Origin of the sequence: Streptomyces sp. NPDC007905, from assembly GCF_042959345.1 — a bacterium.
Lineage (GTDB): Bacteria > Actinomycetota > Actinomycetes > Streptomycetales > Streptomycetaceae > Streptomyces.
This window is the reverse complement of sequence record NZ_JBIBKS010000002.1, coordinates 18891-31892: the sequence shown is the minus strand read 5'-3', so window position 1 is coordinate 31892 and position 13002 is coordinate 18891. Positions and strand designations below refer to the sequence as shown.

General features: G+C 73.5%; 9 protein-coding genes, 2 tRNA genes and 1 other RNA gene. 6 read left to right on the top strand and 6 right to left on the bottom strand.

Annotation, left to right across the window (positions count from 1 at the left end):
• Window positions 1-127: 127 nt before the first annotated feature.
• Window positions 128-215 (bottom strand) — tRNA-Ser (locus tag ACFZDC_RS03780).
• Window positions 216-312: 97 nt separating this feature from the next.
• On the opposite strand from ACFZDC_RS03780, the gene ffs reads away from it, so the two are divergent.
• The 6 genes from ffs to ACFZDC_RS03750 all read left to right on the top strand — a co-directional run bounded on the left by ffs (window position 313) and on the right by ACFZDC_RS03750 (window position 9234).
• An RNA gene (gene ffs / locus ACFZDC_RS03775) (signal recognition particle sRNA small type) lies at window positions 313-407 on the top strand.
• Between the two features lie 56 nt (window positions 408-463).
• Window positions 464-2758 (top strand): DNA polymerase III subunit gamma and tau, encoded by a 2295-nt coding sequence (locus tag ACFZDC_RS03770; protein ID WP_391319789.1) that lies wholly within the window; start codon window positions 464-466, stop codon window positions 2756-2758.
• A gap of 154 nt (window positions 2759-2912) precedes the next feature.
• Window positions 2913-4163, top strand: coding sequence for a phosphoribosylamine--glycine ligase (gene purD, locus ACFZDC_RS03765; RefSeq protein WP_391319787.1), 1251 nt, complete (start codon window positions 2913-2915; stop codon window positions 4161-4163).
• Window positions 4164-4424: 261 nt separating this feature from the next.
• Window positions 4425-6494, top strand: coding sequence for a hypothetical protein (locus ACFZDC_RS03760; RefSeq protein ID WP_391319785.1), 2070 nt, complete (start codon window positions 4425-4427; stop codon window positions 6492-6494).
• Window positions 6495-6713: 219 nt separating this feature from the next.
• A complete protein-coding gene (locus ACFZDC_RS03755; RefSeq protein ID WP_391319783.1) occupies window positions 6714-8210 on the top strand; it encodes a N,N-dimethylformamidase beta subunit family domain-containing protein in 1497 nt (498 codons plus the stop codon).
• A 124-nt stretch (window positions 8211-8334) separates the two neighbouring features.
• Window positions 8335-9234 (top strand): phosphoribosylaminoimidazolesuccinocarboxamide synthase, encoded by a 900-nt coding sequence (locus ACFZDC_RS03750; protein WP_391319781.1) that lies wholly within the window; start codon window positions 8335-8337, stop codon window positions 9232-9234.
• Between the two features lie 41 nt (window positions 9235-9275).
• Here the strand turns inward: ACFZDC_RS03750 and ACFZDC_RS03745 are convergent.
• The 5 genes from ACFZDC_RS03745 to ACFZDC_RS03725 all read right to left on the bottom strand — a co-directional run bounded on the left by ACFZDC_RS03745 (window position 9276) and on the right by ACFZDC_RS03725 (window position 12949).
• Window positions 9276-9351, bottom strand: a tRNA-Gly gene (locus ACFZDC_RS03745).
• Window positions 9352-9374: 23 nt separating this feature from the next.
• Complete coding sequence (locus ACFZDC_RS03740; RefSeq protein ID WP_391319779.1) at window positions 9375-9989, bottom strand: response regulator; 615 nt, start codon at window positions 9987-9989, stop codon at window positions 9375-9377.
• Window positions 9986-11206, bottom strand: coding sequence for a histidine kinase (locus ACFZDC_RS03735; RefSeq protein ID WP_391319777.1), 1221 nt, complete (start codon window positions 11204-11206; stop codon window positions 9986-9988). The genes ACFZDC_RS03740 and ACFZDC_RS03735 overlap by 4 nt, the downstream gene beginning before the upstream one ends.
• 28 nt (window positions 11207-11234) lie before the next feature.
• Complete coding sequence (locus ACFZDC_RS03730) at window positions 11235-12014, bottom strand: ABC transporter permease (RefSeq protein ID WP_391319775.1); 780 nt, start codon at window positions 12012-12014, stop codon at window positions 11235-11237.
• Window positions 12011-12949, bottom strand: coding sequence for an ATP-binding cassette domain-containing protein (locus tag ACFZDC_RS03725; RefSeq protein WP_391319773.1), 939 nt, complete (start codon window positions 12947-12949; stop codon window positions 12011-12013). The genes ACFZDC_RS03730 and ACFZDC_RS03725 overlap by 4 nt, the downstream gene beginning before the upstream one ends.
• Window positions 12950-13002: the final 53 nt, after the last annotated feature.

Here is a 13002-nt window from a genome sequence, read left to right as displayed (position 1 = left end):
GGCCATGAACCACGCGAATCCGAGCCGCCGACGCTGGACTGGGACGAAAAGGCGGACGGAGACGGACAACGTCGAAGGGCCCCACTGCGAACAGTGGGGCCCTTCGACATCGTGCCCGGTGAGGCACTGGCGGAGGATACGAGATTCGAACTCGTGAGGGGTTGCCCCCAACACGCTTTCCAAGCGTGCGCCCTAGGCCTCTAGGCGAATCCTCCGCCGGAAACATTACATGACCGAGGGGAGTGCTCGCGAACTCGTTCCCGCAGGCCGACATCGGGTACAGCCCGCGGGTCGCGATCGGGTACTGTGGGCATAGCCCCTCACGCGGCGCTATCTGACTGAACTCCCCCAGGGCCGGAAGGCAGCAAGGGTAGGTTGGCTCTGGCGGGTGCGTGGGGGGCGTTTGCGTTCCCGGGTCCGCTGCCGGGGCCCGTTGTCGGTGGGCGCCTATAACCTCGTATGCGTGTCGTCTCTCGCGCTGTACCGCCGCTATCGCCCGGAGACCTTTGCCGAGGTCATCGGGCAGGAGCATGTCACCGACCCGCTGCAGCAGGCGCTGCGGAACAACCGGGTCAATCACGCGTACCTGTTCAGCGGGCCGCGTGGGTGCGGGAAGACCACCAGCGCGCGCATCCTGGCCCGCTGTCTGAACTGTGAGCAAGGTCCCACTCCGACTCCCTGCGGCGAGTGCCAGTCCTGCCGGGACCTGGCCCGCAACGGCCCGGGTTCGATCGACGTCATCGAGATCGACGCGGCCTCCCACGGTGGTGTGGACGACGCCCGTGAGCTGCGCGAGAAGGCCTTCTTCGGACCCGCGGGCAGCCGGTACAAGATCTACATCATCGACGAGGCCCACATGGTCACGTCGGCCGGCTTCAACGCCCTGCTGAAGGTCGTCGAGGAACCGCCGGAGCACCTCAAGTTCATCTTCGCCACCACGGAGCCCGAGAAGGTCATCGGGACCATCCGGTCGCGTACGCATCACTATCCGTTCCGGCTCGTGCCGCCCGGAACCCTCAGGGACTACCTGGCCGAGGTGTGCCGACGGGAGGCCATCCCCGTCGAGGAGGGCGTGCTTCCGCTCGTCGTGCGGGCCGGCGCGGGTTCCGTGCGTGACTCCATGTCCGTCATGGACCAGCTCCTCGCCGGCGCGCGGGAGGAGGGTGTGACCTATGCCATGGCCACCTCCCTGCTCGGCTACACCGACGGGTCCCTGCTCGACTCCGTCGTCGAGGCGTTCGCCACCGGTGACGGTGCCGCCGCCTTCGAGGTCGTCGACCGCGTCATCGAGGGGGGCAACGACCCGCGGCGGTTCGTCGCCGATCTGCTGGAGCGGCTGCGGGACCTGGTGATCCTCGCCGCCGTTCCGGACGCCGTCGACAAGGGACTCATCGACGCCCCGGCGGACGTCCTCGAGCGCATGCAGGCCCAGGCCGGTACCTTCGGCGCCGCCGAGCTGAGCCGCGCCGCCGACCTCGTCAACGAGGGCCTCACCGAGATGCGCGGCGCCACCTCGCCCCGCCTCCAGCTCGAACTCATCTGCGCACGGGTCCTGCTCCCCGCCGCTTACGGGGACGAGCGGTCCGTGATGGCGCGCCTCGACCGTCTCGAGCGCGGCGTCGGCTTCGCCGGCGGGGGCGGCGCGCCTGCCATGGGGTACGTCCCCGGACCCGAGGCCCACGCCGGCCCGGCCCAGGGCGGCGCGCCGGTGTCGCCCGGCGGTGGACCTGCCGCCGCCCGCGCGGCCGTCCGCGCTACGGGTGGGCCGGCCGGCCCCAGCGGTGCTCCCGGCGGTCCCGCCGCCCCCGCGCCCGCGGCCCCTCAGCCCGCTCCCGCGCCGGCTCCGGCGCCCCCTGCCCCGGCAGCTCCAGCGCCCCCGGCCCACGCTCCAGCGCCCCCGGCCCATGCTCCCGCGGCCCAGGCTCCCGTGCCCGCTCCCGCGGCACCGGCCCCGGCGGCCGCCGCTCCCTCGGCCCCCGCCACCGGTGCCTGGCCCACCGCCGCCCCCGCCGGCGGCGGCCGGCGTCCCGGCGGCTGGCCCACGGCCGCTCCGGCGGGCGCCGCGCAGGACCCCGCTCCGGCCCAGTCCCAGCACCAGGCAGCACCCTCGGCTCCTGCTCCTGCTCCTGCTCCGGCTGCCGCCGCCCCCGCAGGTGGGCTCGACCCCCGCATGCTCTGGCCGAACATCTTGGAGGCCGTCAAGAACCGGCGCCGTTTCACCTGGATCCTGCTCAGCCAGAACGCCCAGGTGGCCGGCTTCGACGGCACCACCCTGCAGCTCGGATTCGTCAACGCCGGAGCCCGCGACAACTTCGCGAGCAGCGGCAGCGAGGACGTGCTGCGGCAGGCGCTGGCCGAGCAGTTCAGCGTGCAGTGGAAGATCGAGGCGATCGTCGACCCCTCGGGCGGTTCGGCACCCCCGTCGCCCGGCGGCTCCTCCGGCTTCGGCGGCGGAGGCGGCGGCTACGGCGGCGCGCCCGCCGGTGGTGGCTACGGCGCCCCTGCCGCTCCTCGTCCGGCAGCACCCCAGCCGGCCTCCCCGGCGCCCGCCGCACCCCGGGGCGGCGCCCCTGCCTCCCCGGCGTCGGCCACCCCTGCCCCGCAGCCCCCTCCCGCCGCGGAGCCGCCCCCCGTCGCCCCCGAGGACGACATCCCCGAGGACGACGACCCCGACCTGGACGAGTCGGCCCTGTCCGGCCACGAACTGATCGTGCGGGAGCTGGGGGCGACGGTGGTGGAGGAGTTCTCCAACGAGTAGGGATGGTTGCGAGGGGCAGCAGCGCGGGCTCGACGGGCTCCGGCGGCCGGGGCCGCCCCGAACCGGCGCGGTGACCCGCCCTCCGCGCCCTTCGTAGGAACCCACAGGATCCCCGCCGCCCGGTCTTCGGCAACCTTGCCAGTAGGCTGACCCCGTGAAGGTCCTCGTCATCGGCAGCGGCGCCCGCGAACACGCCCTGTGCCGCTCCCTGTCCCTCGATCCCGACGTCACCGCGCTGTACTGCGCTCCCGGCAATGCCGGCATCGCCGAGGTCGCCGAGCTGCACCAGGTCGACGCGCTCGACGGCAAGGCCGTGGCCGCGCTGGCCGGCGACCTCGGAGCCGGCCTCGTCGTCGTCGGCCCGGAGGCGCCGCTGGTCGCCGGTGTGGCCGACGCCGTGCGCGAGGCGGGCATCCCGGTGTTCGGCCCCTCACGGGAGGCCGCGCAGCTCGAGGGGTCCAAGGCCTTCGCCAAGGACGTGATGGCGGCGGCCGGGGTGCCGACCGCGCGGTCGTACGTGTGCACGACGGAAGCAGAGGTCGCCGAGGCCCTCGACGCGTTCGGCGCCCCTTACGTCGTCAAGGACGACGGGCTGGCCGCCGGCAAGGGTGTCGTCGTCACGCAGGACATCGAAGCCGCCAAGGCCCACGCGGCCGGCTGCGAGCGCGTGGTGATCGAGGAGTTCCTCGACGGGCCCGAGGTGTCCCTGTTCGCCGTCACCGACGGCCGCAGCGTCGTCCCGCTGCAGCCCGCCCAGGACTTCAAGCGCGCCCTGGACGGCGACGAGGGCCCGAACACGGGCGGCATGGGCGCGTACTCGCCGCTGCCCTGGGCCGACCCGAAGCTGGTCGAAGAGGTGCTGCAGACGGTGCTGCAGCCGACCGTGGACGAGATGCGCCGCCGGGGCACGCCGTTCTCCGGTCTGCTCTACGCCGGGCTCGCGATCACCTCGCGCGGTGTCCGGGTCATCGAGTTCAACGCCCGCTTCGGCGACCCGGAGACCCAGGTCGTGCTGGCCCGTCTGAGGACCCCGCTGGCCGGTGTCCTGCTCGCCGCGGCGAACGGCACCCTGGGCGACGTGCCGCCCCTGCGCTGGAGCGAGGACGCGGCGGTCACCGTGGTCGTCGCCTCGCACAACTACCCCGGCACGCCGCGCACCGGTGACCCGATCACCGGCCTGGACGCGGTGGCCGCCGAGGACGCCCCGCACGCCTACGTCCTGCACGCCGGGACGAAGCGGCAGGGTGACGCGGTCGTCAGCGCGGGCGGGCGGGTGCTGTCCGTCACGGCGACCGGCGAGGACCTGGCCAAGGCCCGCGAGCGGGCGTACCGCGCGTTGACCCGCATCGGCCTCGACGGCTCGCAGCACCGCACGGACATCGCGGCGCAGGCGGCAGGCGCCTGACCTGCCCTGAACCACCCAGGCCCCGGACGAAAATCCGGGGCCTGATCTTTGCTGTCTGTCACCCACCTCTGACCAAGGCCATTCCATCGAGTGAGCAATCCCCCATACGGCTGACGGGGACCGAGGCCCCAACTAGGGTGCGGCGCAAGCATTCCGGCACTTGGCCCACCGGCATTGCGATGTCAGTGGCGGGTGCCACAGTGGGGGAGTGAGCAACGCCAGGACAGCACGGGATCGCCAGGGAGGGGGTGAGATCCGCTCGTGACCGGAATCGGTGTGGAGGTGGGCGCTCAGGCAGCGCGCTCACGGGCTCTGGCCGTGCTGCGCATCCGGGGCCGGGCGCTGGCCGTGGCCCTGCTGCCGACGGCCGCCGAGGTGATTCTGCTGACCGGCGGTTCCACCGGCCATCTCGTCGGCCCCGGCTGGGACGTCGCCCGCTGGGTGGTGGGCGTGGCGGCCGGGCTCGTGCTGCTGGCGGCCGTCGGCATCGCCCTGGTGGTGGCCCGCGCCCGCCCCGCGGTGAGCCCCACGGTCCCGATCGCGGAGAAATCGGCTCCTGACCTGTACCGGCTCGTGCGTGACCTCGCCGAGCGCCTGGACGTTCCCGCGCCCTCGGCCATAGCGCTCACCCCGGACTGCGACAGCTGGCTGGAGGACCGCACCCATCCGGCTCACGGCCCGCCCGCGCGGCCGGCGCACGACGAGCCGGCGGGCCCCGGATCGGGCTTCGGTGCCCACCGCCGTGCCGTCGCCGCCCCCGTACTCGTCATCGGCTCCCCGTTCCTGTGGTGGATGCGCGTCGGCGAGCTGCGCGCGGTCCTCGCCCCGGTCGTCGCCGGTACGGGCCCTTCCGCGCACCCGGACATAGCGGCCGCCCGCCGCTTCGTGCGCGGTCTGGACGCGACCGTGGCCGTGGCCTCGACGCCCGGCCGATGCCCCCTGACCCGGGGCGTGTGCAAGGTCCTCGGCTGGGTCGCCCGGCTGCTGCTGCGGAGCTGCCGCGAGCACGCGGTTCAGATGGAGCGCGGGGTCGCCGCGGCGGCGGCCGAGCGCGCGCAGGCCGTGGACTACGGACTGCGGATCGTCGCCCAGGAGCAGGTCGGTCTCGCCTACGCGGGCTGGGACCGCCTGCTGACGAGGGTGGCGCTGCCCGCCTGGCGCATGGGCCGCTGGCCCTCCCGGCTGGACGCGGGCGTCGTGGCCGCGCTCACCGAGCTGTCCCGGCGCGACCGGCTGGCCGAGGGCTTCGCCTCCCGCCTCGGCGAGCGCCCCGCCTGTGACCTCCTGGAGGAACCGGGAGCCGTGGACGAGGCCGCCTCCCTGCTCGCCGCCCGCCTCTTCCACGGCGGCCCGGCCGAGCGCGGTCCGGACTGGGCCCCGGTGGACTGGCTGGCGTACCCGGAGGAGGTCGTCGACCGCACCTGGCGTGCCGACGCGGCCCGGCTGCACCGCGTGCTGGACTCCCTCGGCGTCCGCCCCGCCCCCGGCCCCAGCGCGCCCGAGCCCGGCGGTCCCACCCTGGCCCGCGTCCTGGACCACCTCACCGAACCCGGCCGCCCGGACGCCACCCACACCGCCCGGCGGCCGGACGTCCACGACGCCGAGAGCACCACCGTCCACGGCGACCAGGCCACCGCGCTCAGCCCGGAACCGGGCGACCGGGGCACGGCCGCCGACGACCGGGCCACCGCCCTCGGCCCCGAAACGGGCGACCAGGCCACCGTCCTCGGCCCGGAAACGAGCGATCAGGTCACCACCCTCGCCCCGGAACCGGGCGACCGGGGCACGGCCGCCGACGACCGGGCCACCGCCCTCGCTCCGGAAACCGGCGACCAGGGCACCGCCGCCGACGACCAGCCGCTCCCCGTCCCCCAAGCCGGCGCCGCCGCTCCGTTCCCCGGCGCCTACCCCGACGAGGACGCCGACCCCGGCACCGAGCGCAGTGCCGCCCTCGCCGCCGGTCTCAGCGCGGCGCTGGCCCGGGAGGAGATCTCCGCGCCGAGAGGGGCGTCCGCCGCGGGACAGGTTCAGGCCAGCGCCCTGTGGGACGACGGTGCCCTGCCGCTGTTCCCGCTCCAGCCCCCGCGCAGCGCTCGCGAGCTCCTCGCCGAACACGTGACCGCGATGGTGTGCTGCGCCGCCGTCGACACGGCCGGCGCGACCCCCGCCCTCGACTGGCTCGACGGTCCCTCCCTGCTGCTGGGCGGAGAGCGGGCCGCCGACCTCGCGCCCAAGGTCCTCAGCCTGATCGAGGAGGGAGACCCGGGCCCGCTGCGCGACTGGCTGGCCGCGTCCGGCATACGCCCGGAGAAGCCGGTCCGGCTCGTCTGACACCGGTCGCCGCCCGATCCCTCGCCGGCCCGGGGCCTTAACGCGGGTAACGGAAAACCGTCTTCCACTTCAGGTCAATTCGCAACGAATAGTGACCGGGCCCGTGCGTAATGTGATGTGCTGGGACCGACCACGCACATGGCAAAGGCATGCGACATACGACAGCACGACCGAGCACCACCGTCAGAGGACACGGGGGCATGAGGGAGGGGAGCGACCATGGCCTCGGACCACATCCGCCGCTGGGAGTCCGGAGCACTCGCGCACGCCGTCACGGACCCCTTCGGTCAGGGCCCTGTCCCCTGGCTGCGCGGTAGCGAGACCTACTTCGACGACACGGGACACGTCGTGCCCTGGTACGTCGACCCGAGCCCGCCGCAGCTCGCCGGTGAGAGGCCGCGCGTCCCCGCGCCGCGCTCGGCCGGTGCTGGCCCGTGCTCGGCCGACGACGTGCACCGCCAGATCAAGGGTTTCACCTCCACCGGAGCGGTCACGCCCGGGGAGGCGATCGACTTCCACATCACGGTCGACCCGCCACAGCAGTTCAGCGTGGACATCTACCGGATCGGCCACTACGGCGGCGACGGCGCCGCGAAGATCACCACCAGCCCCAGGCTCTCCGGCATCGTCCAGCCGCCGCCACTGGCCGCCGACCGCACGGTCTCCTGTCACCACTGGTGGCTCTCCTGGCGCCTCCAGGTGCCCTCCTACTGGAGTGTCGGCGCCTACGTGGCCGTCCTGACCACCGCCGACGGCTACCGCTCCCACGTGCCCTTCACGGTCCGCGACGACCACCCGGCAGATCTGCTCCTGCTGCTGCCCGACATCACCTGGCAGGCGTACAACCTCTACCCGGAGGACGGCCGCACCGGTGCCAGCCTCTACCACGCCTGGGACGAGAAGGGCGGCCTGCTGGGCGAGGCGGACGCGGCCACCACCGTCTCCTTCGACCGCCCGTACGCGGGCGCGGGCCTGCCCCTGCACGTCGGACACGCCTACGACTTCATCCGCTGGGCCGAACGCTACGGCTACGACCTCGCCTACGCCGACGCCCGCGACCTGCACGCCGGCCGCGTCGACCCCACCCGTTACCGCGGCCTGGTCTTCCCCGGCCACGACGAGTACTGGTCGGTGGCGATGCGCCGTGCCGTCGAGGGCGCCCGCGACCGCGGCACCTCGCTGGTCTTCCTCTCCGCCAACACCATGTACTGGCAGGTGGAGCTGGGCCCCTCCCCGTCCGGCGTCCCCGACCGGCTGCTGACCTGCCGCAAACGCAAGGGCCCGGGCAAGCCGGTGCTGTGGCGCGAGATCGACCGGCCCGAGCAGCAGCTGGTCGGCATCCAGTACGCGGGCCGGGTCCCCGAGCCGCATCCGCTGATCGTCCGCAACGCGGGCCACTGGCTGTGGGACGCCACCGGCGCGCGCGAGGGGGACGCGATCGAGGGCCTGGTCGCCGGTGAGGCCGACCGCTACTTCCCGCGCACCCCGCTCCCCGAGCACGACGCGCGCATCCTGCTCGCCCACTCCCCCTACACCGACAACGACGGAGCCCTGCGGCACCAGGAGACCTCCCTGTACCGCGCACCCTCCGGCGCCTGGGTGTTCGCCTCGGGCACGTTCGCCTGGTCCCCGTCCCTGGACCGCCCGGGCCATGTGGACCACCGCATCCAGCGGGCCACGGCGAACCTGCTGGACCGCATCTGCAAACGGGACTGACCCCTGGCCACACCCCGATCACCCGCATACGGGAGAATCGAGGCACTTGGGCCCACCCGTCGCCCACCACCACCCTATTCGGGCCCAACGGGCGCCCCTTTGTCTTCAACCACGGGGAGGAACCGTGTCCGGATTCGTAGAAAAGCCCGAGCCGCTTCAGGTTCCGGGCCTGGTGCACCTGCACACCGGAAAGGTGCGCGAGCTGTACCAGAACGAGGCGGGCGACCTCGTGATGGTCGCCAGCGACCGCATGTCCGCCTACGACTGGGTGCTGCCCACGGAGATCCCCGACAAGGGTCGGGTCCTCACCCAGCTCTCCCTGTGGTGGTTCGACCAGCTGCGTGACCTGGCCCCGAACCATGTGATCAGCACCGAGCTCCCCGAGGGCGCCCCCGCCGACTGGGCGGGCCGCACGCTCATCTGCAAGTCCCTGCGGATGGTCCCGGTGGAGTGCGTGGCCCGCGGCTACCTCACCGGCTCCGGCCTGGTCGAGTACCAGGAGTCCCGGACCGTGTGCGGCCTCGCCCTCCCCGAGGGCCTGGTCGACGGCTCGGAACTGCCCGGCCCGATCTTCACTCCGGCCACCAAGGCCGAGGTCGGTGAGCACGACGAGAACGTCTCCTACGAGGAGGCCGCCCGCCAGGTCGGCGCGGAGACCGCCGCCCAGCTGCGCCAGGCCACCCTCGCCGTGTACTCCCGCGCCCGGGACATCGCCCGCACCCGGGGCATCATCCTGGCCGACACCAAGTTCGAGTTCGGCTTCGACGGCGACACCCTCGTCCTCGCCGACGAGGTCCTCACCCCGGACTCCTCCCGCTTCTGGCCGGCCGACCAGTGGCAGCCGGGCCGCGCGCAGCCGTCGTACGACAAGCAGTTCGTCCGGAACTGGCTGACCTCCGCCGAGTCGGGCTGGGACCGCAAGAGCGAGCAGCCCCCGCCGCCGCTGCCGCAGGAGGTCGTCGAGGCGACCCGGACGAAGTACGTGGAGGCGTACGAGCGGCTGACGGGCACCAGCTGGTCGTAGACACGCGAAAGGCCCCCGGCGGGAACCGGGGGCCTTCGTTCTGGAGCGGACGACGAGGCTCGAACTCGCGACCTCAACCTTGGCAAGGTTGCGCTCTACCAACTGAGCTACGTCCGCAGTGCGCCGTGGCGCGAGAGCAACTATACCCAACCTCGCTCGCGTGCGAGACGCACTGCCGTATGACGGTTCTCCGCGCCGAGCTTCGTGACGGCCGAGGAGAGGTAGTTCCGCACCGTCCCCGGCGACAGCGCGGCCCGTTCGGCGATCTCCGTGACCGGCGCGCCGTCGGCGGCCAGCTCCAGCACCTCGGCCTCCCGCACGGTCAGCGGGGAGTCGCCCGCGGAGATCGCGTCGGCGGCCAACTCCGGATCGACGTACCGGTTTCCCGCGTGCACGGTCCGGATGATCTCGGCGAGCCGCTGGGCGCTGACCGTCTTCGGGACGAACCCCCGCACACCGGCCGCGAGCGCCCGCTTCAGGTGTCCGGGCCGGCCGTGACCGGTGACGATCAGCACCTGGCAGCCGGGCAGTTCGGCGCGCAGGGATGTGGCGACCTTCACACCGTCGGCGCCGGGCATCTGGAGATCGAGCACGGCCACATCGGGTTCGTGAGCGCGTGCCATCGCCAGCGCCTCGGGCCCGCTCGCCGCCTCCGCGACGACCAGCAGGTCGTCCTCCAGGGAGAGCAGGGCCGCCAGGGCGCCCCGGATCAGATGCTCGTCGTCGGCGAGCAACAGCCGTACCGGGCTGCTCATGAGATGACTTCGCTCACTTTCTGCCTCAACGGCACCTCGGCAACCAGCCGGAACCGGTCCCGGCCGACGAGCCCCGCCTCCAGCGTCCCGTCCACGGCGGCCAGTCGTTCCCGCAGCCCCGCGAGCCCCGAGCCGCCGCTGCCACTCGGGCCGGCCACACCGTCGTTCTCCACTGTCAGCACCACATGCCCCTCCCGCACTGCCAGCCCCACGTCGCACCGTCCCGCGTCCCCGTGCCGCAGCACATTGGTGACCGCCTCGCGCACCACCCAGCCGAGCGCGGACTGAACCTCGGCGGGCAGCCCCGCGGCCTCGGCCCGCACCCCGCAGTCGATCCCGGCGGCTGTCAACACACCCTGGGCACCGGCGAGTTCCACCCCCAGGTCGGCCTCCCGGTACCCGCGTACGACGTCCCGCACCTCCCGCTGCGACTCCTGGGCGATCCGCTGCACCTCGACCATCTGCTCCACGGCCTCCGGCCGCCCGCGCCGGGCCAGTTGCACGGCCAGCTCGCTCTTCAGGGAGATCACGGAGAGATTCCGGCCCAGTACGTCGTGCAGGTCGCGCCCGAAGCGCAGCCGCTCCTCGGCGACGGCGAGCCGGGCCCGGGTCTCACGGGCCTCGTCGAGTCGGTAGACGACGTTGAGCAGCCACACGGAGAAGATGGCGCTGAGGGCCAGGAACCCGGCCCCGACGAGCACCGCCAGGGCCGTGACCACCGCGGCGGGCCCGGGCACGCCCAGGGGGAAGGCGACGAGACCGGCACCGCCCGCGAAGCCCGTGACGATCGCGAGCACGCGTCCGCGGTCGCGGACTCCCAGGGTCAGCGTGCCGGCGCCGAAGGTCAGCACGCCGCCGAAGACGGAGCCGGCGGCCGTGGACATGCCGTCGCCGCCGGGCCCGTACCTGTCGAACCCCAGCGCGGCCACGGCGAGCACGAAGGTGAGGGCGCCGAAAACCCTGAGAAGGCCCGTCGGTTGGGGGCGCCTGCCCCGGTGCCAGTCCAGGGCCCGGGAGGCCGTCAGGCCCGCGCCGAGGGCGTGCACGGCGAGCAGCGACACCAGCCAGACCGCGACGCCCGGCGGGGCCTGCCCGAAGACCGGCAGGCCCATCAGGGCCACCTCGATCAGCGCGAAGAAGTGGAACGACCAGCGCGTGTACGCCTCCACCTTCGCGGGCGTGCTCTTGCGCCGCCACCACCCCCGCGGCCCGCTCATCCGCTGCCCCCCCGTCACAGCCCGTTCCTCACCGGCGCGGCTCCCACCGGAACCACCGCCGTACAGCAAACACCGCCACCACGGTCCAGGCCAGCGTGGTCGCCACCGCGCCGAGCACCTCGTAGGCGCTCAACTGGCCGGTCCAGCCCCCGCGTACCAGCCGGACGGCCGGGGAGAGCGGGAGGAGTTCGCAGACCGAGGCGAGCCGGTCGGGCATCACCTCGGTGGGGATCGCGATGCCGGAGCCCATCATGGAGACGAACACCAGGGGCAGCGCGGTGACCTGGCCGCTCTCCACGCTCCTGGTGAAGGACGCGGTGAGCGCGGCCAGCGCGGCGCTCAGCACGAGCCCCGCCGCCAGCCCCAGCAGGGTCAGGAACGGCGCCCTGGGCGCTCCGGTGTGCAGCAGTACCGCGCAGCCCGCGCACAGCAGCAGGGCTTGGGCCAGGCCGAGACCGGCCGCGGGCAGGGCCGTTCCGGTGAGGATCTCGGCGTCGGTGAGTTCGCCGGTGCGCAGCCGCTTGAGGACGAGTTCCTCGCGACGGGCGACGTAGGCGTTGACCAGGGAGGTGTAGACGGCGAAGAGGAAGGAGAAGCCGATCGCGGCCGTCATCATCACCGCGCCGACGGTCAGCCCCTCCTTCCGCAGATCCATCTGGTCGAGGGCCGGCCGCACGCTGAACGGCAGTGCGAGCGGCACGGCCAGGGCGGTGAACACGACACCGCGGTTGCGGCCGAGGAGGGCGAGTTCGGCCCTGGCCAGCGCACGCAGCCTGCGGCCCGCCGGTGCCCATGCGAGGCCGCTCATGCCATGACCTCCTGCTCCCGCGCGATCCCCAGGAACGCCTCCTCCAGTGAGGCCGAGCGCGCGTCGAGGCCGCGCAGCTCGACCCCGGCCCGCTCGGCCCAGGTCAGCACCCGGGTGATGGTCCGCTGAAGTTCCCGGGTGCGCAGCCGTACGACCCTGTCGGCGAGCTCGTGCCCGCAGACGCCGAGGTCGGCGAGGGGCGGCAGGTCGCCGAGGAAGTAGCCCTCGGGCAGTTCGAAGGAGATCCGGGCGGGCCGGCCCGCGGTGACCTCGGCCGGGGTTCCGGAGGCGGCGATGCGTCCCTCGTGCAGGATGGCGAGCCGGTCGGCGAGGCCTTCCGCCTCCTCCAGGTAGTGCGTGGTGAGCAACACGGTCGTGCCCGCGTTCCGCAGGTGGCGCACCAACTGCCAGGTCTCCCGGCGGCCTTCGGCGTCCAGTCCGGTCGTCGGCTCGTCCAGGAACAGCACCTCCGGGTCGCCGATCAGCGCGAGCGCCAGGTCCAGGCGCCGCCGCTCACCGCCGGACAGCTGCTTGACCCGTACGCCGCTTCGCCGGCCCAGCCCGACCAGCTCCAGGACCTCTGCTTCCGGCCGGGCCCCGCTGGTACAGCCCGCCCACAGCCGGGCGGTCTCGGCGACGGTCAGGTCGGAGGGAAAGCCGCCCTCCTGGAGCATGACTCCGGTGCGGGGGCGTACGGCGGCCCGCTCGCGGTAGGGGTCGTGGCCGAGGATCCGGACCCGGCCCCCGGCCGGTGCGGCGAGCCCCTCCAGCAGTTCGACCGTCGATGTCTTGCCCGCGCCGTTGGTGCCCAGCAGCGCGAAGATCTCCCCGCGCGCGACGGAGAATTCGATTCCGCGCACGGCCTCGAACCCGCCCCCGTAGACACGCCGCAGGTCTGTGACCTCGATCACGTGCTCGTGTTCGTCGATGTCCATGCCCTCAGCGTCCCGGCGGGGCGCGAGGATCAGCAGTGCGTGGTGTCATCACC

Excerpts from the sequence above, each read along its gene's own strand:
- ACFZDC_RS03755 (WP_391319783.1), top strand. The coding sequence starts at position 6,714 with ATGGCCTCGGACCACATCCGCCGCTGGGAGTCCGGAGCACTCGCGCAC.
- ACFZDC_RS03740 (WP_391319779.1), bottom strand. The coding sequence starts at position 9,989 with ATGAGCAGCCCGGTACGGCTGTTGCTCGCCGACGACGAGCATCTGATC.
- ACFZDC_RS03735 (WP_391319777.1), bottom strand. The coding sequence starts at position 11,206 with ATGAGCGGGCCGCGGGGGTGGTGGCGGCGCAAGAGCACGCCCGCGAAG.
- ACFZDC_RS03730 (WP_391319775.1), bottom strand. The coding sequence starts at position 12,014 with ATGAGCGGCCTCGCATGGGCACCGGCGGGCCGCAGGCTGCGTGCGCTG.
- ACFZDC_RS03725 (WP_391319773.1), bottom strand. The coding sequence starts at position 12,949 with ATGGACATCGACGAACACGAGCACGTGATCGAGGTCACAGACCTGCGG.